This is a genomic window from Pseudomonas sp. A1230 (genome assembly GCF_044218825.1).
Lineage (GTDB): Bacteria > Pseudomonadota > Gammaproteobacteria > Pseudomonadales > Pseudomonadaceae > Aquipseudomonas > Aquipseudomonas iridis.
Genome location: NZ_CP162582.1, coordinates 711,992 through 734,960, shown reverse-complemented (window position 1 = coordinate 734,960; position 22,969 = coordinate 711,992). Strand labels below are relative to the sequence as shown.

The 22,969-nt window shown below is 57.5% G+C and carries 26 protein-coding genes; all 26 read right to left on the bottom strand.

The window, feature by feature from the left end:
- Positions 1 to 15: 15 nt before the first annotated feature.
- On the bottom strand, positions 16 to 642 hold the full coding sequence (locus AB4P97_RS03490) for an acetyltransferase (RefSeq protein ID WP_395602077.1): 627 nt from the start codon (positions 640 to 642) through the stop codon (positions 16 to 18).
- On the bottom strand, positions 639 to 1,772 hold the full coding sequence (locus tag AB4P97_RS03485) for an aromatic ring-hydroxylating dioxygenase subunit alpha (protein WP_273875032.1): 1,134 nt from the start codon (positions 1,770 to 1,772) through the stop codon (positions 639 to 641). The genes AB4P97_RS03490 and AB4P97_RS03485 overlap by 4 nt, the downstream gene beginning before the upstream one ends.
- A 48-nt stretch (positions 1,773 to 1,820) precedes the next feature.
- Complete coding sequence (locus AB4P97_RS03480; protein ID WP_395602076.1) at positions 1,821 to 2,459, bottom strand: acetyltransferase; 639 nt, start codon at positions 2,457 to 2,459, stop codon at positions 1,821 to 1,823.
- A 19-nt stretch (positions 2,460 to 2,478) separates the two neighbouring features.
- Positions 2,479 to 3,246 carry an SDR family NAD(P)-dependent oxidoreductase gene (locus AB4P97_RS03475; RefSeq protein ID WP_042561989.1) on the bottom strand — a complete coding sequence of 256 codons (768 nt, stop codon included), beginning with the start codon at positions 3,244 to 3,246 and terminating at the stop codon, positions 2,479 to 2,481.
- Between the two features lie 44 nt (positions 3,247 to 3,290).
- Positions 3,291 to 4,331, bottom strand: a complete 1,041-nt coding sequence (locus tag AB4P97_RS03470; protein WP_042558234.1) for a ketoacyl-ACP synthase III — start codon at positions 4,329 to 4,331, stop codon at positions 3,291 to 3,293.
- Between the two features lie 5 nt (positions 4,332 to 4,336).
- Positions 4,337 to 4,558: an acyl carrier protein gene (locus AB4P97_RS03465; RefSeq protein WP_042558233.1), complete on the bottom strand. Its 222-nt coding sequence runs from the start codon at positions 4,556 to 4,558 to the stop codon at positions 4,337 to 4,339.
- A gap of 98 nt (positions 4,559 to 4,656) precedes the next feature.
- Positions 4,657 to 5,769: a DegT/DnrJ/EryC1/StrS aminotransferase family protein gene (locus tag AB4P97_RS03460; protein WP_042558232.1), complete on the bottom strand. Its 1,113-nt coding sequence runs from the start codon at positions 5,767 to 5,769 to the stop codon at positions 4,657 to 4,659.
- Between the two features lie 265 nt (positions 5,770 to 6,034).
- The gene (gene flhB / locus AB4P97_RS03455; RefSeq protein ID WP_042558231.1) at positions 6,035 to 7,174 is read right to left on the bottom strand and encodes a flagellar biosynthesis protein FlhB; all 1,140 of its coding nucleotides are present in this window, start codon (positions 7,172 to 7,174) and stop codon (positions 6,035 to 6,037) included.
- 3 nt (positions 7,175 to 7,177) lie between these two features.
- Positions 7,178 to 7,963: a flagellar biosynthetic protein FliR gene (gene fliR, locus AB4P97_RS03450; RefSeq protein ID WP_395602075.1), complete on the bottom strand. Its 786-nt coding sequence runs from the start codon at positions 7,961 to 7,963 to the stop codon at positions 7,178 to 7,180.
- Positions 7,964 to 7,966: 3 nt separating this feature from the next.
- Positions 7,967 to 8,236 carry a flagellar biosynthesis protein FliQ gene (gene fliQ / locus AB4P97_RS03445; RefSeq protein WP_042558229.1) on the bottom strand — a complete coding sequence of 90 codons (270 nt, stop codon included), beginning with the start codon at positions 8,234 to 8,236 and terminating at the stop codon, positions 7,967 to 7,969.
- Positions 8,233 to 8,991 carry a flagellar type III secretion system pore protein FliP gene (gene fliP, locus AB4P97_RS03440; RefSeq protein ID WP_016984314.1) on the bottom strand — a complete coding sequence of 253 codons (759 nt, stop codon included), beginning with the start codon at positions 8,989 to 8,991 and terminating at the stop codon, positions 8,233 to 8,235. The genes fliQ and fliP overlap by 4 nt, the downstream gene beginning before the upstream one ends.
- A complete protein-coding gene (gene fliO, locus AB4P97_RS03435; RefSeq protein WP_042558228.1) occupies positions 8,991 to 9,446 on the bottom strand; it encodes a flagellar biosynthetic protein FliO in 456 nt (151 codons plus the stop codon). The genes fliP and fliO overlap by 1 nt, the downstream gene beginning before the upstream one ends.
- Positions 9,447 to 9,896 carry a flagellar motor switch protein FliN gene (gene fliN, locus AB4P97_RS03430; RefSeq protein ID WP_395602074.1) on the bottom strand — a complete coding sequence of 150 codons (450 nt, stop codon included), beginning with the start codon at positions 9,894 to 9,896 and terminating at the stop codon, positions 9,447 to 9,449.
- Between the two features lie 54 nt (positions 9,897 to 9,950).
- A complete protein-coding gene (gene fliM / locus AB4P97_RS03425; RefSeq protein ID WP_007920032.1) occupies positions 9,951 to 10,919 on the bottom strand; it encodes a flagellar motor switch protein FliM in 969 nt (322 codons plus the stop codon).
- A 9-nt stretch (positions 10,920 to 10,928) separates the two neighbouring features.
- Positions 10,929 to 11,432, bottom strand: coding sequence for a flagellar basal body-associated protein FliL (gene fliL, locus AB4P97_RS03420; protein WP_042558226.1), 504 nt, complete (start codon positions 11,430 to 11,432; stop codon positions 10,929 to 10,931).
- 211 nt (positions 11,433 to 11,643) lie between these two features.
- Complete coding sequence (locus AB4P97_RS03415) at positions 11,644 to 13,002, bottom strand: flagellar hook-length control protein FliK (protein ID WP_395602073.1); 1,359 nt, start codon at positions 13,000 to 13,002, stop codon at positions 11,644 to 11,646.
- A 104-nt stretch (positions 13,003 to 13,106) separates the two neighbouring features.
- Positions 13,107 to 13,454, bottom strand: coding sequence for an Hpt domain-containing protein (locus tag AB4P97_RS03410; protein WP_042558224.1), 348 nt, complete (start codon positions 13,452 to 13,454; stop codon positions 13,107 to 13,109).
- A 31-nt stretch (positions 13,455 to 13,485) separates the two neighbouring features.
- Complete coding sequence (locus AB4P97_RS03405) at positions 13,486 to 15,189, bottom strand: SpoIIE family protein phosphatase (protein ID WP_395602072.1); 1,704 nt, start codon at positions 15,187 to 15,189, stop codon at positions 13,486 to 13,488.
- 5 nt (positions 15,190 to 15,194) lie between these two features.
- Positions 15,195 to 15,500, bottom strand: a complete 306-nt coding sequence (locus AB4P97_RS03400; protein WP_042558223.1) for an STAS domain-containing protein — start codon at positions 15,498 to 15,500, stop codon at positions 15,195 to 15,197.
- A gap of 190 nt (positions 15,501 to 15,690) precedes the next feature.
- Complete coding sequence (gene fliJ / locus AB4P97_RS03395) at positions 15,691 to 16,140, bottom strand: flagellar export protein FliJ (protein ID WP_042558222.1); 450 nt, start codon at positions 16,138 to 16,140, stop codon at positions 15,691 to 15,693.
- A 6-nt stretch (positions 16,141 to 16,146) separates the two neighbouring features.
- The gene (gene fliI / locus AB4P97_RS03390; protein ID WP_210622240.1) at positions 16,147 to 17,505 is read right to left on the bottom strand and encodes a flagellar protein export ATPase FliI; all 1,359 of its coding nucleotides are present in this window, start codon (positions 17,503 to 17,505) and stop codon (positions 16,147 to 16,149) included.
- On the bottom strand, positions 17,495 to 18,301 hold the full coding sequence (gene fliH, locus AB4P97_RS03385; RefSeq protein ID WP_210622239.1) for a flagellar assembly protein FliH: 807 nt from the start codon (positions 18,299 to 18,301) through the stop codon (positions 17,495 to 17,497). The genes fliI and fliH overlap by 11 nt, the downstream gene beginning before the upstream one ends.
- A gap of 4 nt (positions 18,302 to 18,305) precedes the next feature.
- Positions 18,306 to 19,325 (bottom strand): flagellar motor switch protein FliG, encoded by a 1,020-nt coding sequence (gene fliG / locus AB4P97_RS03380; protein WP_016771079.1) that lies wholly within the window; start codon positions 19,323 to 19,325, stop codon positions 18,306 to 18,308.
- On the bottom strand, positions 19,318 to 21,105 hold the full coding sequence (fliF, locus tag AB4P97_RS03375) for a flagellar basal-body MS-ring/collar protein FliF (RefSeq protein WP_047300263.1): 1,788 nt from the start codon (positions 21,103 to 21,105) through the stop codon (positions 19,318 to 19,320). Before fliF ends, fliG begins: the two co-directional genes overlap by 8 nt.
- Positions 21,106 to 21,120: 15 nt before the next feature.
- Entirely contained in the window at positions 21,121 to 21,450 is a 330-nt protein-coding gene (fliE, locus tag AB4P97_RS03370; protein ID WP_042558218.1) for a flagellar hook-basal body complex protein FliE, read from the bottom strand.
- A 127-nt stretch (positions 21,451 to 21,577) separates the two neighbouring features.
- A complete protein-coding gene (locus AB4P97_RS03365; protein WP_395602071.1) occupies positions 21,578 to 22,969 on the bottom strand; it encodes a sigma-54-dependent transcriptional regulator in 1,392 nt (463 codons plus the stop codon).

Sequence of the window (22,969 nt, the reverse complement as noted above, 5' to 3'; positions counted from 1 at the left end):
AACCAGGCTAAAAATCTAATTATTTTTTTTCAAGATTCTCGCTCCATCAGGCATCAAGCGATCAAAAAAAGATTGATCCGGAATTATTTCTGGCAACTGCCCACCCAATAACCACTCACAATGGTGGCCGATTTTTGTTCCTTTCAACGCAAAACTTCCCGTGGAAAGCGTAGTGCCTTTTCCAACCACCACGTCCCGCCCCAGAGTCACCCCACACTGCAGCGTCACGCATGAACCCAAACGCACCGAGTGATCTATAGTGACCTGGCGATCCAACCAGCAGCCCAAACCGACAACACTTTGTCCGGCGAGATTACAGCCAGCGCCAACATAGACATTCCCCATCAGCACGACCCCCTCGTCGACTATCGCCTTGGGTGATATCAAATTAAATAATCGATAGCCCGCCATACGAACTCGCGCAATCAATTTGTGTCGAGAGTAATTGACTGCACGCTCATCTAACGCTGCAAAAACCAGCGTATCGTCGGACGCATAGGTTGCAAAAAAATCATCAAGCTGAAAGTTATAACGATCCGCCGAAGGCAACTCAACCCTTACGCAGGCCATCCCCAGATCGTCCGCTACTCCACAGGCGCACTCAAGTGCCGAGCCTTCACCCAATACAACATAGTTCGTCATACCTTCTCCCCCAGCACATGGGTTCGATACCAGAGATGCTGCTGAACTATATGGGCTTCATATTCTCCATGCATAAATCGACCTGAATGCTTTCCAAACCCATCCTGCAGGCTTTCAAGGACCACCGTATCCTCTGCAATAACCGTCCGCTCCCCACGAATAAGCGCCGATAATAACGCCGTAAAGTCGGTGCGTTCATCCTTTCGGGTTGCCGTCATCATCCACAAGTGGTAATCGGTGACTCCTGGCGACACCGGGTCAAACTGTTGCAGCAAAAAATGCTCACCTTTGACACTACAAAAATTTACATTGGGGTATATAAACCAGTTGTAGTAGGCCTGCTCATCACCGTACTTATTACACAAAGAAGCAAACCAGTTCTCATAAGGCTTAATCGAGGCCTTTGAACTATAACTTAGACTCCCAAGTTCTGGCGCAACACTTTCATCTATTAACTGGACCACCTTCGAAGGTTCCTCCGAGTCAACAACATGAAGCGCTTTCACCATCTTGGCCAACGCTGGCATAAACGTTTTCGAGTGCACGAAAGGCACGTGATTATAGTCTTTTACGTTCTCCATGTTTAATTTCCAGTTGTATCGAACGCGATGACAACTGTAAATCACCTGAGAGTCCAAATGAGACGATACATCTCTCAACTGTTCAAGAAAGTCTTCAGAGAACTGTTCCGTCAAGGCAATCGGATTTTCCGAAAAATTTATAAAAAGTAACTGCCCTACTTCTGCCACTTGAAGCTTCTTCAGGCAAATTTTCTCTCGCTCTGCCGCACTGAACTGATAGAGCCCTTCGTTGGGCATGCCACGAAATTCACCCTCAGCCCCAAAAGACCATGCGTGATAAGGGCAGACTAATGGGCGTTTGCCGGTGCTGCTCGTCTGAATGGGCGACAGTCGATGCGGACACTCATTGATAAAAGCACGAATACCGGCCTCGGTACGCTGAATGAGGACAGGCGTGCCCGCGACCTTTCGAGTGAAGAATTGGTTACGCTCGTGCACCATCGAACTGAAACCGACAAAGCTCCACAATTTCCCAAAAAGCTTCTCGCGTTCAAGCGAGAGCGTTTCCGGACTGGTGTAGTGCATTCCATCCAAAGCATGACGCGGCATAAACTTACCCGTAAAAATTCGTGACCAGGCAACCACAACCTGGAGCTCTTACAATGCCTTGTTAAATATAACGCGAGCCGGGTTACCCACTACGGTCGCCCCGGCAGGGACATCCTTAAAAACCACTGCCCCCATACCAATTACTGCACCTTCACCCACACGGACGCCACGAGCAATCATGGCTCCGGAATTAATCACCACTCCGTTTTCGATCGTTACATAGCCTGCCAGCAGACACCTGGGGGCGATATGAACGTAATCGCCAATCACCACGTCGTGACCAATCATGGTTTCCTGATCGATAAAGCCAAAATCACCTATCTTGCAGTCAACACCACAACTGGCGTCATAACCAAAAAAAGTCGGGCCCCAACTACTTCGGGTACCTAATTGGCAGCGAGTACGAATGGCCACAAACTCTGCGCCCTTATCGAGGAGTAGCTTCACCTGCCGTTGGCGGCTTGACGGATCGCCAATGGCGACAACAAACAGGTGCTCAGGCCCAGGCTCAAAGTGCTCGGGATATCCTAACCAGGGATAGTAAAGCGATTCGGAAACGACCTCTGGACCGCGCTCGTCGACAAAACCGCCAATCACCCAATCTATGCCGTGAGAGTAATCAACCTGTAGCTGAGCCAATACCTGGCGTCCGAGCCCTCCAGCACCCAAAATGATTATCTTCTTCATGCCCTGGCTCCTTCGGCCCCTAAGTGATCGTCAGTCCACCGTCCATCACTAATGTTGTGCCCGTTACCCAACGGCTGGCACTTGAGAGCATAAAGATCGCTGCGTTAGCGATATCCTCAGGTTTGCCGAAGCCCAAAGGATGATTTTCAAGTTGCTGAGTCATAGAGTTCATCACTTTGACTGCCTCATCAAACAGCGGCGTTTCGACCAATGACGGCGACAAGCAGTTGACGCGAATACGCCGCTTGATGACTTCCATTGCCAGACACCGTGACATAGCGATCAAGGCCGCTTTGGTTCCGGAGTAAGCCCCAACCCCTGGCACGCCAATGTGGGCAGCGATAGAGGCGATAAACAATATTGATCCATCTACAGCCATCAGGTTGCGCTTCAATATGCCCTGGGTGAGCAACATGGGAGCCTCGACGTTGATAGTTTGAAGCTCTCTCAGATGCCCCTCGCTCATCATACGAGTGGGGCAAAGCCGGGAAATACCTGCGCTATGCACCAAACCATGAATCTCTGAACCAAGTGCCTCCACTACCGCCGCGCGCCCTTCAACAAGAACCAGGTCAGCCTCAATCATTCGATGAGGCAAATCCGAAATACTCAGCAGGTCCTCAAAAGTCTTCGTCAAACGTCCCTTATCACGGCCCGTTATAATAAGCTCTGCCCCCATACGGGCACAGCTCAACGCAATGGCCTGCCCCAAACCGGAACTTGCGCCGGTCACTAACACTCGTTTGCCGGCCAAGCTGAACGGATTGAAACTGATATCGGTACTCACCACTTTATTCTCCAGCTCATTATTCAAGTACTTGCAAACGGATATCAGGACTCGATCAGGTCAGGAAACTTCGCCCCATTGATGTCGATCAAGCAAGTGCCCCATGACAAGCCGATACCGAAACCCGACATCAATACGCGATTAGGCCCATCTTCGAGCTGCTTGTTGATCCTGACGGTCATGGTCAATGGCAAAGAAGCGCCACTGGTATTACCGAAGTCGCGCAAAGTGGAAGGCACTTTCTCTACCGGAAGAGCCAGCTTTTTCCGGATAGTTTCATTGATCATTCGATTGGCCTGATGGAAAACAAAATAATCCACCTCTTCTTTCGATGTATTCGCGTACTCAAGCATTTTTTCTACTGCAGGAGGAATCCGCTGAGTCGAGAAACTCAATACGGCAGTGCCATCCAACTGAAGATCGATAGCACGCCTCCAGTGATCGTTTTCGTCTTCACGAAACGGAATCAAGTGCTGCATGCTGACAGGCTCGCGGTGCCCGCCGACGGGCAATATAATTGCTTTGTGACCGCTACCGTCGCTGTTCAAATCAAAATGCATCGGCGGCGCGTCAGCACAAAACTCCAGAGCCGTTGCGGTTCCTGCGTCGGAGAAAATCGGGTCGCTCAAACTTGCGCCACGATCTCCGACCAACACAAGTCCCTTCTTCACCCCGCCAGCAGCAATCATTGACCCGAGCAGATGCAGGGCAAACGGATAACCCGAACATCCCAGATTGACATCAAAGGCGAGGGTCGAATGAGCCAGCCCCAGGCGATCCTGAAGAATGATCGCAGTGGCAGGCGCCAGGTAGTCTGGCGACTGGGTTACAACAATAAGCGCATCAACTTCCTCACGCTTCCACTCCAGACTTTCCAACAACTTTTCGGCGGCATCGAAAGCCAAATCGGAGAAACACTGCCACTCCTGCGCTAGTCGCCGAAACTCAATACCGATGTTGCGGACCAGCCTTTCGCGTTCCTGGCGAAGTTGTGGTTTACAATCAGTCAGATTGGAAACAATGCGTGTTGGGACGCAGGTTGCCATTCCAGCGAAGCGCACAGATTTCAACGTAACAAGTGGCATATCAACTAACCTACCAAGTTATAGAGATCACCAACAGTGACAGCCTTATGCAGGTCATCCCCAGTGAGTACTTTTTGGTATTCCATGTCGAACATGACGATAACGCCCAGTGCTGCCAGGGAATCCCATTCAGGCAGATTCATCAATTCGGTGTCCATACTGACTTCGACCGGAGTCTGAAAATCGGTGGCCGAAAGGAAGTTTTCAATAAATTGTTCTTGACTCATACCGCAACTCCATCAATTAATAAATTACACTGCATCATCATGCCACGACCAGAAAACAGCGCATTCCAATGACGCACTGTTTTCCAGCAAAACAAATACTACTCACAACCGGCTCGAATAATTGACACAATCCTTTCGACATCCACCAATTCAAGCCCGGGATAAATCGGCAGGCAAATAACTTTCTTTGCCACCTCCTCAGCATGAGTCAACGGATGCCGACGCAATTCAGCTTTTTCGCTATATACCGACAACTCGGTAATCAGCGGGTAAAAATAGCGGCGCGCAAATATATTGTGTTCTTGCAGCAGGTAATAAAGCTGGTCCCGAGACAATCGATACTCAGCTCCCACCAATATCGGAAAATAAGCGTAGTTGGATACCTGCAATGGCGTTGGCGGCTTCAGTTCGATGCCTGGTATTGACTGAAGTTGCGCGCGATAGAAGCTGTTGATCTCCTTGCGCTGCTGGAGGGCGCGATCAATGTGCTGTAACTGCAAGAGACCGAACGCTGAATTAAGCTCACTCATTTTTCCGTTGATGCCACAAGTCACCACGGTGACCTCATCGACGAAGCCGAAGTTTCTTAGCTGATCGATGTGCAACTTGGTTTCCGCATCGGGGCTAATAATTGCGCCCCCTTCAAACGTATTAAACACTTTGGTTGCATGCAGGCTTAATACACTGAGATTGCCATGACGTAGAATACTGCCGCCCTTATCCTGCACGCCAAAGGCATGTGCGGCATCATAGATAACCCGTAGGCCATGCTTATCGGCAATTCGTTGTATCGCCTCAACATCGCAGGAATTACCATAACAATGCAACGGCATGATAGCGGTCGTCTGCGCAGTGATAGCCTGCTCTATTTTTTCCGGATCAATATTGAAGGTCTGCGGATCAATATCTACAAACACCGGAGTCAGCCGATTCCAAACCAACGCATGGGCTGTGGCAACAAAGGAATAAGGAGTGGTAATAACCTCTCCGACCACATGCAACGCTTGCAGCGCAGTAATCAACGCCAGCGTACCATTGGTAAACAACGACAAATGCCCAACACCGAGGTAACGAGCTAGTTCCTGCTCTAACTCTTGGTGAAAGGGACCGTTATTGGTCAGCCGTTTGTTTTTCCATATCTGCTCAAGATAGGGAATAAACTCCTCCAATGGCGGCAAGAGCGGACTGGTCACCGAGATTATTTCATTCATGCCTTATTATTTCTTATCGAACCCAGCATCCTCACGAAGGAACTCAATCCCCCCACCCCGTACCCTAGCCATGCCTGGCAGACCCTGCGAAGTCAAAAAAATAGCTATTTCCAGACACCACTCGCAGACGAAGCAATAATCCAGCCAAAATCCGAAGAGATCAAAAAGTCAAACCAAAAAAGGTTCGACACTGATAGTCACGATGCAAATCCAGGGGAATCGGCAGACACGCTCAAGCTCTGGGCCCTGTAGCAGCTGTATGTTGTCAGGAATCGCGGCGCAAGTCCGGCGGGATCGGCAGGTCGTCCTTGAGCGGATCCGGACGCTTACCCTTGCCCGCGTGGTATTGGCGGATCTGATAGACGTAGGCCAATACCTGGGCAACGGCCAGGTAAAGCCCACCAGGGATTTCCTGATCGAGTTCGGTCGAGTAGTAGATCGAACGCGCCAACCCCGGCGATTCGAGGAGCATGACGTTATTGGCCACGGCAATTTCGCGGATCTTCAGTGCCAGGAAATCACTGCCCTTGGCCAGCAGTATCGGCGCCCCACCCTTTTCCGAATCGTATTTCAGCGCCACGGCGTAGTGGGTCGGGTTGGTGATGACCACGTCGGCGTCGGGAATGGCCGCCATCATGCGTCGCTGGGACATTTCGCGCTGGGTCTGGCGGATGCGCTGTTTGACCTCCGGGCGACCTTCCTGATCCTTGTGCTCGTCGCGCACTTCCTGCTTGGTCATCTTGAGCTTTTTCATGCTCTCCCAGATCTGCACCGGGACATCGACCGCCGCGATGATGATCAAGCCACAGGCCAGCCACAGCGTGCTCCAGCCGACCAGCACCACACTGTGAATGATCGCCAGCTCGAGTGGCTCATGGGCAATACGCAGCAAGTCATCGACGTCCGCAGCCAACACCATCAAGGCCACGGACAAGGTGATCAAAAACTTTGCCAGCGCCTTGAGCAGTTCGATGATGGCCTTCATCGAGAACATCCGCTTCAGGCCGGCTCCCGGGTTCATCCGGCTGAACTTGGGCGCCATGGAGCCTGCTGCGAACAGCCAGCCACCGAGGGAAATCGGCCCGATCAGCGCGGCCAGCAGCAGCGTGATCATGATCGGCTGGATCGCCACCAACGCGAGTTTCCCTGACTGCAAGAGAAACGCGCCCATGGAGCCCTGGTCCATGATCACTTCGCGCGACAGCGTGAAGTTAAGGCGCATCAGGTCCATCAGGTCTTCGGCAAGCATGCCGCCGAACACCAGCAGCGCGCCGGAACCGGCCATCATTACAGCGAGGGTGTTTAGTTCTTTGGAGCGGGCAATCTCGCCCTTCTCACGGGAGTCCTTTTTACGTTTCTCCGTGGGGTCTTCTGTTTTGTCCTGACCGCTTTCGCTCTCTGCCATGACTCAGCGCGTCCGTGCGAGTTCGCGTAGCAACTGCAAGGCCTCGGTGGCCAGCGGCTGATACTGATTGAGAATATCCGCCAGACCGACCCAGACGATGAACAGCCCGAGCACCAGGGTCAGCGGAAAACCGATGGAGAAAATGTTCAGTTGCGGCGCGGCGCGGGTCATTACGCCGAAAGCGATGTTGACCACCAGCAACGCGGTCACTGCCGGCAGCACCAGCAGCAACGCCGCCCCCAGGACCCAGCCGAGTTTGCCGGCCAGCTCCCAATAATGCGCGGTCATCAGCCCGCTACCCACCGGCAACGTAGTGAAGCTCTCGGTGAGGACTTCAAATACCACCAGATGGCCATTCATCGACAGGAACAACAACGTCACGAGCATGGTGAAGAACTGCCCGATCACCGCCACCGAAACGCCGTTGGCCGGGTCGACCATCGAGGCGAAGCCCATACCCATCTGGATCGCGACAATTTGCCCGGCCACGGCAAATGCCTGGAAAAACAGCTGCAGGGAAAAGCCAAGCACGGCGCCGATCAGAATCTGCTCGGCAATCAGCAGCAAGCCACTGAGATCGAGCGGACTCACCGCCGGCATCGGCGGTAGACCCGGGACAATCACCACGGTGATCGCGACGGCGAAATACAGGCGCACGCGCCGCGGGATGAGGGTCGTGCCGAATACCGGCATGACCATCAGCATCGAGGCCACGCGAAACAGCGGCAACATGAACGTCGCCACCCAGGAACTGATCTGGGTGTCGGTCAGCTGAAGCAGCGACTGCATGGCTTAGCCGATGACCATCGGGATGTTTTTGTACAGCTCGATGATGTATTCCATGAACGTCTGCACGATCCACGGACCGCCGACGATCAGGGTCACCAGCATCACCAGCAGACGCGGCAGAAAGCTCAAGGTCTGTTCGTTGATCTGCGTGGCTGCCTGAAACATCGCCACCAGCAAGCCCACCAACAGGCTCGGCACCACCAGAATCGCGACCATCAGTGTGGTCAGCCACAGCGCCTCACGAAAGATATCGACCGCGACTTCCGGCGTCATGGCGAGACACCTCCGAAACTGCTGGCCAAGGTGCCGATAATCAGCGCCCAGCCATCCACCAGCACGAACAGCATGATCTTGAACGGCAGCGAGATGATCAGCGGCGAGAGCATCATCATACCCATCGCCATCAGCACACTGGCCACGACGAGGTCGATGATCAGGAACGGAATGAAGATCATGAAGCCGATCTGGAAGGCCGTTTTCAGCTCGGACGTGACGAACGCCGGCACCAGAATAGTCAGTGGCGCCTGATCCGGGGTGGCGATGTCGGTGCGCTTGGACAGGCGCATGAACAACTCAAGATCGCTGGTGCGCGTCTGGGCGAGCATGAAGTCCTTGATCGGCACCTGGGCTTTTTCCACAGCTTGCTGGGCGGTGAGTGTCTCCGCCAGATACGGTTGCAGCGCATCTTTGTTCACCCGGTCGAACACCGGCGCCATGATGAACATCGTCAGGAACAGAGCCATGCCGGTGAGGATCTGGTTCGACGGCGTCTGCTGCAAGCCCAGGGCCTGACGCAGGATCGAGAAGACGATGATGATCCGCGTGAAACTGGTCATCAGGATGACCGCCGCCGGGATAAAACTCAGCGCGGTCATGATCAGCAGGATCTGCAGACTGACCGAATACTCCTGCGCGCCGTCGGCGTTGGTGCCCAGCGTGATCGCCGGGATCGACAACGGATCGGCGGCGAACGCCAGCGGCGCGGCCAGCATCAGGGCCAGCGTCAAGACGATGCGTAGCGCACCCATTACTTCTTATCCTTCTGATCCTTGCCGAGAATCCTCAGCAGATGCTGGGCAAATTCCGGCGTCGCTTTCTCGCTGGTGCTCGGCACCTCGACCGGTTCCTTGAGCACGTGCAGCGCGGTGATGGTGCCGGGGCTCAAGCCGAGCAGAATCTGCTCATTACCGACCTGCACCAGCATCAGACGGTCACGCGGGCCGAGCGCGCGCGAGCCAATCAGCTCGATCACCTGCCCTTTACCCGCCGGCCCCGCCTGCTGCACCCGACGCAACAGCCAGGCGAGGAAGAAGATCAACCCCAGCACCAGCAGCAGGCCGAACACCAGCTGCGTCAATTGCCCAGCCACGCCACTGTTGACCATCGGTGCGGTAGCAGCGGCAGGCGCGGCGTGGCCAGCCACCGGTTCGGCAGCCAACACGCTCAGGGGCAAGGCCAGCAGAGCCCAGAGAAACCTTTTCACTCAGCGCAGCTTCTTGATGCGTTCGCTTGGGCTGATCACGTCGGTCAGGCGGATGCCGAACTTCTCGTTGACCACCACTACTTCGCCGTGAGCGATCAGCGTGCCGTTGACCAGGACGTCCAGCGGCTCGCCGGCCAGGCGATCGAGCTCGATCACCGAACCCTGGTTGAGTTGCAGCAGGTTGCGGATGTTGATGTCGGTGCTGCCGACTTCCATCGAAATGGACACCGGGATGTCGAGGATCACGTCCAGGTTCGGGCCGTCCAGTGTCACTGGGTCCTTGTTCTTCGGCACGCTGCCGAACTCTTCCATCGGCAGACGCGAGCCGCTGGATGCGTCGGCCGCCAGCAGTGCGTCGATTTCGGATTGACCATCACCGGTCTCTTCCAGGGCAGCAGCCCATTCGTCAGCCAGTGCCTGATCGTCCTGGGCGTTCATATCGTCGTTCATCATTTGTCCTCGGCGGGCAAAAATTCAGCTAAATGTGGGGGTAAAAGCGCCGCTTCAGCGACGCTCGATCGGCTCGATCACCTGCAACGCGAGGTTGCCTTTGTGCGAGCCCATCTTGACCTTGAAGGCCGGCACGCCGTTGGCGCGCATGATCATTTCGTCCGGCATCTCGACCGGGATCACATCCCCCGGCTGCATGTGCAGGATGTCGCGCAGCTTCAACTGGCGGCGGGCCACAGTGGCACCGATCGGCACGTCGACATCGAGCACGTCCTGGCGCAGGGCGTTGACCCAGCGCTCGTCCTGATCGTCGAGGTCCGACTGGAAACCGGCGTCGAGCATTTCCCGCACCGGCTCGATCATCGAGTACGGCATGGTCACGTGCAGGTCGCCGCCACCGCCATCGAGTTCGATGTGGAAGGTGGAGACCACAATCGCTTCGCTCGGGCCGACGATGTTGGCCATGGCCGGGTTCACTTCCGAGTTGATGTACTCGAAATTGACTTCCATGATCGCTTGCCAGGCTTCTTTCAGATCGACGAAGGCCTGCTCCAGCACCATGCGCACCACGCGCAGTTCGGTCGGGGTGAATTCACGCCCTTCGATCTTGGCGTGACGGCCGTCGCCGCCGAAGAAGTTGTCCACCAGCTTGAACACCAGTTTGGCGTCGAGGATGAACAGCGCGGTGCCGCGCAGGGGTTTGATCTTGACCAGGTTGAGGCTGGTCGGCACATACAACGAGTGCACGTATTCGCCGAACTTCATCACCTGTACGCCACCGACGGCAACGTCCGCCGAGCGGCGCAGCATGTTGAACATGCTGATGCGGGTGTAACGGGCAAAACGCTCGTTGATCATTTCCAGAGTCGGCATGCGTCCACGGACGATGCGATCCTGGCTGGTCAGGTCGTAGCTTTTGACACTGCCGGGTTCGGCAGCGTTATCGGTCTGTACCAGACCATCGTCGACGCCATGCAACAGCGCATCGATTTCATCCTGGGACAGCAGATCCTGCACGGCCATGTCGTGTTCCTACTGCAGTACGAAATTAGTGAAAAGCAACTGTTCGATCACCACTTTGCCCAGCTCTTTCTGCGCCACTTCCTGGACGCTGGCGGTGGCCTTCTGGCGCAACATTTCCTGGCCGACCGGGGTCGCCAAGGTGGCGAAGTCCTGACCGGAGAAGAGCATTACCAGGTTGTTGCGGATCACCGGCATGTGCACTTTCAGCGCTTCCAGGTCGGCCTGGTTACGCGCCAGCATGGTGATGCTCACCTGCATGTAGCGCTGACGGCCGTTCTGGTTGTAGTTGGCGACAAAGGCGGGGGCCATCGGTTCGAAAATCGCCGGCTGCTTGCCGACCGGCGCTGCTTGGGCGGCATCGGCAGGCTTGCTCTGAGCGCTGTGCATGAAGAACCAGGTCGCCCCCACGGACGCACCAATGGCCAACAACAACGCCAGCACGATCACGATGATCAGCTTGAGTTTGCCTTTGGTTGCGGGGTCTTTTACTGCTGCTGTTTCGCTCTTCGCCATGCCAATAATCCGTCACTATTCGGGTTTTCACAGTCGCACGGCAAGGCAAGAGCAAGTGTTATGCCAGAAGTGTTGGAGGGGAGGACGGGCACCATAAAACAACTGTGGGAGCGAGCCTGCTCGCGAAAGCGATGTAACAGTCGACGTAAAAGTTGAATGTTAAACCGCATTCGCGAGCAGGCTCGCTCCCACAAGGGCGATCAGTGCTTTATCAGGCGTAATAATCGACTGCGCTGGTACCGATCACGCTGGTGGTTTGAACGGCTGCTTCAGCAACAGCGGCGGCTGCCAATTCTTCATCTGCCGAATCCAGTCGACCACCGCCAGCGCTGGTGCGCCCGCTCTGGCCTTGTTGCGCCTGTTCCTGACCTTGCTGACCCTGCCAGCCACGGCTCTGGTCGGAGACGTTGACGTCGACCTGGCCCATGCCCTGCTGGTTGAACATCTCACGCAGGCGATGCATCTGCCCGTCGAGCGCTTCACGCACACTCGGGTGCGCACTCATGAACGTCACTTGGGTTTGCTGGTCCGGGACCATGTTCACGCGGATATCCAGACGGCCCAATTCGGCCGGCTGCAACTGAATGTCCGCCGCCTTGAGATTGACGCTCGACAGATACATGACGCGATTGACCACTTCTTCGGTCCAGCCGCTCTGATGCATGGCAATCGGCTGATTGACCGGCACTGCGTTCGCGGTCTTCGGTGTAGCGGCCTGGGTCAGCGCTGCCAGACGGTTAGCGAAGTCATCGACGCGGGTATCGCTGGTGGCGGACTTGAGGTCTTTGAGGCCGTCATCGAGCAGCCCGCTGAAAGCTTTGTCACCGCCCTGACTGGTGCTGTCCTTGTCGGTCTGCACGTCGAGCATGCTCGCCATGCCCGCGGCAAAAGTCTGCGCCGAGGTCAATTCACCATCGGCCTGTGCTGGCGCAGCTTTGGGCTGAGCCTGGCTAGCGGCGGAAATATGACCACCCTGCTCCATCGCCATCCGCACGGCAGGCAGCGAATCAAGCGGATCGGCCGAAGGGTCGAAATCGCTGTCGGCGCTGGCCGCCGGGTCTTTGACCATACTCGCCATCACGGCAACTTCCGGAGTTTCGTCCTGGGCCGGTGCGGTCGCTGGACCCGCTACGACGGGCGCCGTCACGGTCGGCTGCACGATGGCAGCCAACGCCGGATCCAGGGCCGGGTCAACCACTGCGGCGTCACCGACAGTGGCGTCGGCTACCGGCGTCTGTGCGCCATCGTCGCTGGCAGCCTTGTCGTCGCTCGATGCCGCTGTATCAGCAGGCAACGCCTTGCCGCTATCGGCAACCGCCGGCTCGGGAGCGGCAGACTGATCGGTGCCGGCGTCCTTTTTGCCACCGGTATCGGCAACCTTGTCGCGCGCCGATTTCACCGAATTATCAGCAGAGACCGCAGGCTTGTTCGAGCCCTGATCGGCGAACACTTTGGCGAAGCTTGTAGCCTTGTCCCCAGCGTCTGCGGCCATTGCCGACGATTTGGCAGACGCGGCCTGAGCCTTGGCCTGGGCGGCGTTCTGAAGAAGAATGTTGGGGGTCGCAGGCATGAAACGGTCTCCGCTGCACTGGGATCGTAGGTACAGTTATGGAGTTATTAGCAAGCGCCGGGCCATATTTGCCCCACACTTAAGAAAAGCGCCGAACGGAAGAATCAGTGGAGGTGGATGTGCTGTCGTTCGTTTTCGTAAACAGGGCGCACATTGGCAAATTCGCCGCTGATTTCAGCCACCAGTTTGACGTTTTCTGCCGGGCTCTTGTTTTTTGCGTCCGATTCAAGCTCCTGGCAAAGCGCTGCCAGTCGAACAGCCCCCATATTGCTGGCGCTGCCCTTGAAGCTGTGCGCAACCTCCGAAAGAACCCTGGCATCAGCGGTCTTTTGCAGCTCATGCAAACGGCTTTCGGAATCGCTCAGGAAGGTATCCAGCAGGTCCGGATAACTGTCTTCCATCACTTCGCGCAAGGTATCGAGTACCTCGCGATCAACTTGTTTATCTGCCACTTGTTCACTCCTTGATCAAGAATTGCGCGGATTATGCCTCAACCTCCCAGAAAAACTCCACGTGGGCACTACGACCTTCGTCCGACCAACGGGCGTTGCGCCCCAATTGCCGGACCAAGCTGACACCACGCCCCGACAAACGGACACCGTCCAGCGGTCGTTCCATCACCCGCGCCACATCAAATCCCTTGCCGCTGTCATCGACACGAATGACCAGACAGCCGCCCGCGCCTTGCGGTCTGACCTGCAAATGCACACGCACATAGCCGTCCTGCAAGACCTCCAGACGCGCGTTGCGCTGTTCATAATAGCGGGCGAATCCTGCGGCATCGCGCTTGAGGCTGGAATCGAGCCCCAGCACCCCGTGCTCCAACGCATTGGAATACAACTCCGCGAGCACACTGTACAGCGCGCCGCTTTGCGTGCGCAGGCCGTGCACTTCCAACAGCAATTGCAGCAGGTAGGGCAAAGGGTTGTAACGCCTGAGCGTAGCGCCACGGAATTCGAAGCTCACCGACCAGTCCAGCGGGCTCAATTGGCCGCTGTCGGAATACATGGGCGCCGGCGGCTGAACCTGCTCAGGCCTCAGCAGACTGACCTCGACCATGCTGACATCGTCGCGAGCCTCGCCGCGAAAATCCCGCAGCGCCCGCTCGATATCCTCGAACAGCCGATCCGGCTCACGGTTGGCGGCAAATACTTGCTGTAAACGCTCGACGCCGAACAATTGATCGTTGGCATCGCTGGTGTCGATCACCCCGTCAGACAACAGAAAGACCCGATCACCAACGGCCATCGGGTGCACCTGTGTACCGTCATCAAATGCTTGCGGGCTGAGCACACCCAGCGGCAAATGCCGTGCGGCCAACGGTATGCGTTCACCACTGGCGATGCGGTGCAGATAACCGTCCGGCATGCCGCCGTTCCACACTTCAACCGAGCACCGCTGAAAGCTCAGGGACAGCAGCGTCGCGCAGCAAAACATGTCCACCGGCAGAATGCGTTTGAGCTTGGCATTCATCTCGCGCAGGGTTTCGGACAAGCCGTAACCCTTGGCTGTCATGCCATAAAACACCTCCGCCAACGGCATGGCGCCCACCGCAGCCGGCAAGCCGTGCCCGGTGAAATCGCCGAGCAGCACGTGCATGTCGCCCGCCGGCGTGTACGCCGCCAGCAACAAATCACCATTGAACAGCGCGTAGGGGGATTGCAGATAACGGATGTTCGACGCACTCAAGCAACCGGAATGCGCGACTTTATCGAATACCGCTTTTGCAACACGTTGCTCATTAAGCAGGTAGTCGTGATGTTTGGCGATCAGGTCGCGCTGTTGCAGCACCGTGGCCTGCAAGCGGCGCAAGCGGTCCATCGCCTTGATTTTGGCGGCAAGGATCACCTGGTTGTAGGGCTTCGCCAGAAAGTCGTCGCCGCCAGCCTCCAGACAACGGGCCAGCGCTTCACTTTCAGTCAGCGACGTGAGGAAGATGATCGGCACCAGCGTTTCCCCAGCCAGCGCCTTGATCTGCCGCGCAGCCTCGAAGCCGTCCATCACCGGCATCATCGCGTCCATCAGCACCAGACTCGGTTGCTGCTGGCGAAAGATATCGACGGCTTCGGCCCCGTTGGCCGCCGTCAGCACCTCATGACCTTGGCGGCGGACAATGGTCGACAGCAGCAACCGGTCAGCGGCGCTGTCTTCGGCGATCAGGATTATCAGCGGCTCTTGCGCCTGCATGGCCGTCAACTGATGTCAAAGAGCTTGTCGAAGTTGGAGATGGCGAGGATTTTGCGCACGTCGGAGTTAGAGTTGACGACGCGGATCTGCGAGTCGTCTCCGCCAGCGTGATCACGCAAAAGCAGCAGCATCCCAAGCGCGGAACTGTCCAGGTAAGTGGCGTCTTTCAGGTCGACCACGATGGACTCGGGCTTTTGATTGAGTCGCTCGTAGGACTCGCGAAACTCCTGATGGCGACCGAAATCGAACCGCCCTTTGACTGAAATCGTCAGTTTGTGACCATCGGGAGAGACTTCTGTAACGACTGACATTGACTGGCTTCCTTGTCATTAACAAACGTCTACAAGGTTTAGCACTTGGTAGACGCAGGGGCAAGGTGCAACGCAAGATCAAATGTGGGAGCGAGCCTGCTTGCGAAGGCGTCGTGTCAGTCAACATTTCAGTCAACTGGCCGACTGCATTCGCGAGCAGGCTCGCTCCCACAGGGTATATCGCAGTGGTTTAAAACGGATCATGCCGTGGCAAACGCTGGGACAACTCATCCAGCAACTTCTGCTCACGCTTGTCTTCCAGGCGTTGCGCCTCTTCGCGATACCGCTGGACCAGTTTGCGCAGGCCTTCGACCTTGGCGAACGCTTTCTGCCATTCGTCACGCGCCTTGTCGAGATTGTTCTGGTGCCAGACCAGGCTCTGGCGCTGCTGATCAACTGCCGTATCGAGTTGCGCGAGAAACCCCTGAAAGCCGAGCAACCATTGCCCGCTCACGCCAGTGCTGCCGCGTACGATCCACTGCTCGGAGTAATCCAGACGAAAGGCGTTCAGGTCGGCGAGTTTGCTTTCAGCGACCTTGACCTGGCCCTGAAAGTACCCAAGGCGCTGCACGGCGGTTTTCTCGGCCTTCTCGGCCATGTCCACCACCGGCGCCAGGCGCGCGGCTCGGCTGACGGCCATAAACGGTTACCCGCCCGCCGCAGGGGCGAACAGGGTTTCGAGATATGCCTGGCTTTCGCCCATGTTGATTTTGTCGTTCAGGCCCTGACGCTGATACCTGACCAACTGCGCTTGCAGGGAAATCGCCAGGTCGGTCTCGCGGTCGCCACCGGCGACATAGGCACCGACGCTGATCAAGTCGCGACTCTGCTGATAACGCGACCATAGCTGCTTGAAATATTGCGCGCGCTGCATGTGCTCCGCCGAGACAACCGCCGGCATTACCCGGCTGATCGACGCTTCGATATCGATGGCCGGGTAGTGACCTTCCTCGGCCAGACGCCGCGACAGCACGATGTGACCGTCGAGCACGCCCCGCGCCGAGTCGGCAATCGGGTCCTGCTGGTCATCGCCTTCGGATAACACGGTGTAAAACGCGGTGATCGAACCCCCGCCCTTCTCGGCATTACCGGCGCGCTCCACCAGTTTCGGCAGTTTGGCGAATACCGACGGCGGATAACCCTTGGTCGCTGGCGGTTCGCCGATGGCCAAGGCGATTTCCCGCTGGGCCTGGGCGAAACGGGTCAGCGAATCCATCAGCAACAGGACATTCTTGCCCTTGTCGCGAAAATACTCGGCGATACGTGTGCAGTACATCGCCGCGCGCAAACGCATCAATGGTGCGTCGTCCGCAGGCGACGCGACCACCACCGAGCGCTGGAGGCCTTCTTCACCAAGGCTGTGCTCGATGAATTCTTTCACTTCCCGACCCCGCTCACCGATCAGCCCGACGACGATAATGTCGGCCTCGGTGAAGCGAGTCATCATGCCCAGCAATACCGATTTACCGACACCGGTACCGGCGAACAGACCCAGACGCTGGCCACGACCGACCGTCAGCAAACCGTTGATGCAACGGATGCCGACGTCCAGCGGCTCGCTGATCGGGTCACGGTTGAGCGGGTTGATCGTCGGGCCGTCCATCGGCACCCAGTCTTCGGCTTTCATGCCGCCCTTGCCGTCCAGCGCACGACCGGCGCCATCGAGCACACGACCGAGCATGCTCATGCCCATCGGCAGGCGACCGGTATCGGCCAAAGGCACCACGCGGGCGCCCGGGGCAATACCGGCGACGCTGCCAACCGGCATCAGAAAGACTTTGCTGCCGGAGAAGCCCATGACTTCCGCTTCCACCTGCGAAGGATGGTAGCTGTCGTCGTTGATCACCAGGCAGCGCGTGCCCATGGCGGCGCGCAGGCCCTCGGCTTCCAGCGTGAGGCCGACCATGCGCAGCAGGCGACCTTCAAGAATTGGCGCCCCGGCAATTTCAGTAGCCTCGGTGTAAGTGCTCAGGCGCTTGGCGAAGCTGGTGCGTTCAAGGCGCATCGTCGGCGTCCGCGAGCGGCTCGTCAGTCACGGCAGCCGGTTTGACGTCTTCGGCAATGTCCAGACTCAAGTCCGCCGCCGCCGGGTGCAGGGACTGTTCGTGCAACTGATTGAACAGTTTGTCCATAACCTGCGTCACACGCGATTCAATGCTTGCATCAATGCGGCTGTGCGCCGTCTCAACCCGGCAACCGCCCGGCATCAGCGCTTCATCCTCGACAATGCGCCAGGTTTCTTCGTGACGTTCGCGCAGGGCTTTGGCCTGCTCGAAGTCCTGCGGATTGACGAACAGGCGGACATTGTCGACACCCAACGGCAACAGCTTGAGGGCGTCGCGCATGACGTGTTCGATCTGGCTCGAATCGATGGACAGTTCGCGCTTGATCACCTGTTTGGTGATGTGCTGAACGAGATCAACCAACGATTTTTCGATCTGTGTGTCTTGCTCGGCAATGGGCTCGAACAGGTTCGCCATCAATTGCTCAAGGCTGGCCAGTTTCGCCGCCAAGGCGACTTCAGCCTCTTGGCGCACCTTCAAAGTGGTGCTGTGAAAACCTTCTTTTTCGCCGGTCGCGAAGCCTTCGTTATAAGCCTCCTGGCGGATGCTTTCGAGTTCTTCCAGGGTCAGTGGCTGGACTTCTTCCAGCGGCACTTCTTCCATTTCCGGCGGTTCGGGCTCTGGCTCAGGCTCGGGTTCCGGTTTTGGCGGATCGAAGCTTGGCATCGCCCAGGACTCGAAACCGCGTACATCGCGGGCACGGATCAGATCCGTCACATCGTCGTCGTGCTTGTCCATGGGCTTAGATCATTTCCTCGCCGCCCTTGCCACCGAGCACGATTTCTCCGGCTTCGGCCATACGGCGGGCGATGGTGAGGATTTCCTTCTGCGCGGTTTCGACGTCGCTGACGCGCACCGGGCCTTTGGCCTCGAGGTCGTCGCGCAACAGTTCGGCGGCACGTTTGGACATGTTCTTGAAGATCTTCTCCTTGACGCCTTCGTCCGAACCCTTGAGGGCCAGGACCAGCACGTCGGAGGACACTTCGCGCAGCAGCGCCTGTATCCCGCGGTCGTCGACATCGGCGAGGTTGTTGAACACGAACATGAGGTCTTCGATCTGACCGGACAGGTCTTCGTCGACTTCGCGGATCGAGTCCATGAGCTGGCCTTCGATCGAGCTGTCGAGGAAGTTCATGATGTCGGCCGCACGCTTGATGCCACCCAGGGTGGTGCGCGAGGCATTCGAGTTGCCGGAGAACTGCTTCTCGAGAATCTGGTTGAGTTCTTTCAATGCCGCCGGTTGCACGGTGTTCAACGAGGAGACGCGCAGGATGATGTCCAGACGCACCTTGTGGTCGAAGTTGCCGAGCACTTCACCCGCCTGATCGGGGTCGAGGTAGGCGACCACGATCGCTTGAATCTGCGGGTGCTCGTAACGGATCACGTCGGCAACAGCACGCGGCTCCATCCATTTCAGGCTGTCGAGACCGCTGGTGTTGCCACCGAGCAGGATGCGGTCGATCAGGCCGTTGGCCTTGTCTTCGCCCAATGCCTGGGTGAGCATTTTGCGCACGTAGTCGTCGGAACCGACGCCCAGGCTGGTCTGGTCGCCGACGATGTCGACGAACTCGCTCATGACCTGTTCGACCTGCTCACGATGGACGTTGCCCATTTGGGCCATGGCCACACCTACACGCTGAACCTCTTTGGGGCCCATGTGGCGCAGCACTTGCGCAGCATCGGTCGAACCCAGTGACAGCAGCAGAATCGCAGCTTTGTCGACCTTGGTCAGCTTGACGGTTGCGGCTCGGTTATCACTCATCTGCGTTAATCCACTCTTTCACGACCTGAGCCACACGACCCGGATCTTCGGCCACCAGGCTCTTGATTGCATTCAGTTGCGCGTCATAACCCTCGCTCGGGCTCGGCAACAGAATGCTCTGCGGACCACCGAGGCTCACGCGGTCGTTGGACAGTTCGCCATCCAGGCCACCCATGCCTCCGAGTTCCACGTCGCTGCCCAAACCGGCCAGCTCCTTGCCTTTGCCGCCGCCGGTAATGTTGTTGAGTACCGGACGCAGCACACCAAACACCAGCACCAGGATGAACAATACACCCAGCACTTGTTTGACGATGTCCCAGAACCAAGGCTGGGAGTAGAACGGAATTTCGGCAAACACTTCACCGCGCTCGGCGGAGAACGGCATGTTGATCACGCTGACGCTGTCGCCACGGCTGGCATCGAAGCCAACCGCGTCCTGCACCAGACGCGTAAAGCGGCCCAGTTCGTCGGCGGTCCACGGCGCGCGGGTGGTTTCACCGTTGGCCGCGTTGACCTTGACCTGATCGTCGACCACTACCGACACCGACAGGCGATTGAGGCGACCCTGCTGCTGCTTGGTGTGGCTGATGGAACGATCGAGCTCGAAGTTCTTGGTGGATTGTTGACGCTTGTCTGCAGGGTACGGCGCGAGCATCGGCTGCCCGGTGGCCGGGTCCATGATCTGCTGGCCGTTGGCGTCAACCAATGGCTGACCTGGCTGTACCATGGCGGCCGGAGCGGCTGCACCCGCGGTGGTTTGCGGCGCCGAAGCCGGCGACGGCGGCTGGTTGCTCAAGGCCCCCGGCACACCTTGCGGGCCATTGCTGGCGGTGCGTTGCTCGCTGACCGACTGCTCGCTGCGCAACGCCGGTTGATCCGGGTTGAACTGTTCGGCAGTCGACTCGACGGCGTTGAAATCGATATCGGCCGAAACCTCAGCCTTGTAGCGATCGTTGCCCAGCACCGGTTGCAGAATGTTGTGGACGCGCTGGGTCAGCATGCTTTCCATGCGGCGGCTGTAATCGAACTGCTTGCCGGCCATGGTCATTTCGGAGTTTTCCGCCTGATCAGAGAGCAGGTTGCCCTTCTGGTCGACGACGGTGATCTGCGATTTGCTCAACTCTGGTACGGAAGTCGCCACCAGATTGATGATCGCTACCACCTGACCCGGCTCCAGCGAACGACCGGAATACAGCTCGACCAGAACCGAAGCACTTGGCTTGCGCTCATCGCGAACGAATACCGAACTCTTCGGAATCGCCAGGTGCACGCGGGCACCCTTGACGTTGTTCAGGCTGGAAATGGTTCGCGCCAGTTCACCTTCGAGGCCGCGACGGTAACGGGTCGCCTCCATGAATTGGCTGGTACCCAGACCCTGTTCCTTGTCGAGGATTTCATAACCGATGTTGCCGTCGCTGGGAGTGACACCAGCGGCTGCGAGCTTGAGCCGCGCACGGGACAAGTCATCGGCCTTGACCAGCAAGGCACCGGAGTTCGGTTCGACGTTGTAAGGGATGTCGGCGGCGGCCAGTGTTTCCATGACCTGCTTGGCGTCCAGGCCGGCAAGGCTGCCATACAACGGACGGTAATCCGGCTGCTGCGACCACAGCACCACGGCAAAGCCAATCGCCACGCTCGCAGCCAGGCCGACCAACAGGCCCACCTGACGCAGCACGGTCATCTCGGAGAGGTTTTCCAGGAAGGACAGGCCGAACAACGGCGGTTTGCCGTCTATCGGGGTGGCCTTGGCCGGAACGTTATCGGCGACTGCTTCTGCCATGACTCAATCTCGTCCTTATACCGGCATCTGCATGATGTCTTGATAAGCCTGAACCAGTTTGTTGCGCACCTGGGTCAGAGCCTGGAACGACACGCTGGCTTTTTGCGAAGCGATCATCACGTCCGTCAGATCGACGCCGCTCTTGCCCACTTCAAAGGCGTTGGCCAACTGAGTCGACGCCTGCTGGGTATTGCTGACTTTGTTGATCGCCTGACCGAGCATGTCGGAAAAGCTGCTGCCCGCCAATTCAGGGACAGCGGCAGTCGATTTCGGCGCTGACATGGCGTCTATTTTCATAGCCTTCATGTCCATCATCAATCGATTGAATTCAATACCTTGGCTCATGGTCTACTCTCTTGGGCGGCCCGCAATTTTTTGACACTCACTCGGCGGGTACACAGGTATTAGCAACAAGGGTGCCAGCTCATGGCCGGCCCTTTCAGAAAAGCGTTTTCAAACATTGCGCCAGCGATCAAGTGGCGAACAGATAACCTTCGACGTCCATCCCGGCATCGCGCATTTGCGCCAGTTTGTAGCGCAGGGTGCGCGGGCTGATGCCGAGTTTTTCCGCGGCTTCCTTGCGTCGGCCGCGCTCGCTGCGCAAGGTGTCGATGATCATCTGAAACTCCCGGCGGCGCAGGTCATCGCCCAAGGCACCGGCCGAATCAGCATCGATTTCGACTTCACGAATGACCGCAGGCGTCGGCACTGACACAGGCAACGCAGCAAACATCACCGGCCCGGCCAGGCAGAAATCCTGCGGCTGAATCACGCCGCCCTGCTGCAAGATCAACGCACGCTGAATCGCGTTATCCAGCTCACGCACGTTGCCCGGCCACGGGTATGCGGTCAGGCACGCTTGCGCCTCAGGCGAAAGTTTGGCCGCTGCATGCTTCATTTTATTGACGTGTTTGGTCAGCAACCGCTCAGCCAGCGGCAAGATATCGGCAGTGCGCTCGCGAAGTGGACGCCACGCCAGGGGGAAAACCGACAGACGGTAGAAAAGATCTTCACGGAAGCGCCCCGCCGCCACTTCTGCGGCCAGATCACGGTTGGTCGTGGCGACCACACGGATATCAAGGGTAATGGGCTTGCGCCCGCCGACCCGTTCGACTTCACGCTCTTGCAGCACTCGCAGCAGCTTGGCTTGCAGGCCGAGAGGCATTTCGGAAATTTCGTCGAGCAGAATGGTGCCACCATCCGCCTGCTCAAACTTGCCCGGCTGCGCGGCGATGGCGCCGGTGAACGAGCCTTTTTCGTGACCGAACAGTGTGGCTTCGAGCATGTTGTCGGGGATCGCGGCGCAATTGATTGCGATGAACGGTTGAGTGGCGCGATAGGATTGCTGGTGAATGTAGCGCGCCAGCACTTCCTTGCCGGTACCGGACTCACCGGAGATCAGCACCGTGGAATCACTGCGGGCCACTCGCGCCGACAGCTCCAGAAGCTGGGCACTGGCCGGCTCGACCGCAATCGGGCCTTCGACGTCAGTTGCACCGACACTGCCTAGCGCATGTCGCGACACCAGATCGAGCAAGGCTTTGGGCTCGAACGGCTTGACCAGATAATCCGCAGCACCCTGGCGCATCGCATCGACGGCACGCTCGACGGCGCCGTGGGCAGTCATCAGCAACACCGGCAATTGCGGCTGACGCACTCGCAGCAGCGAGAGCAATTGATGACCATCCATACCGGGCATGTTCACGTCACTGATCACCAGGCTGAACGCTTCGCGCGCCACCGCCGTCAACGCTTCTTCAGCGCTGCCGACTGCGTGGTAATCATGGCCGGCCAACAGCAACGTATCAGCCAGCGCTTCGCGCAACGAACGATCATCCTCGACCAGTAACACCTTGATGCCCAT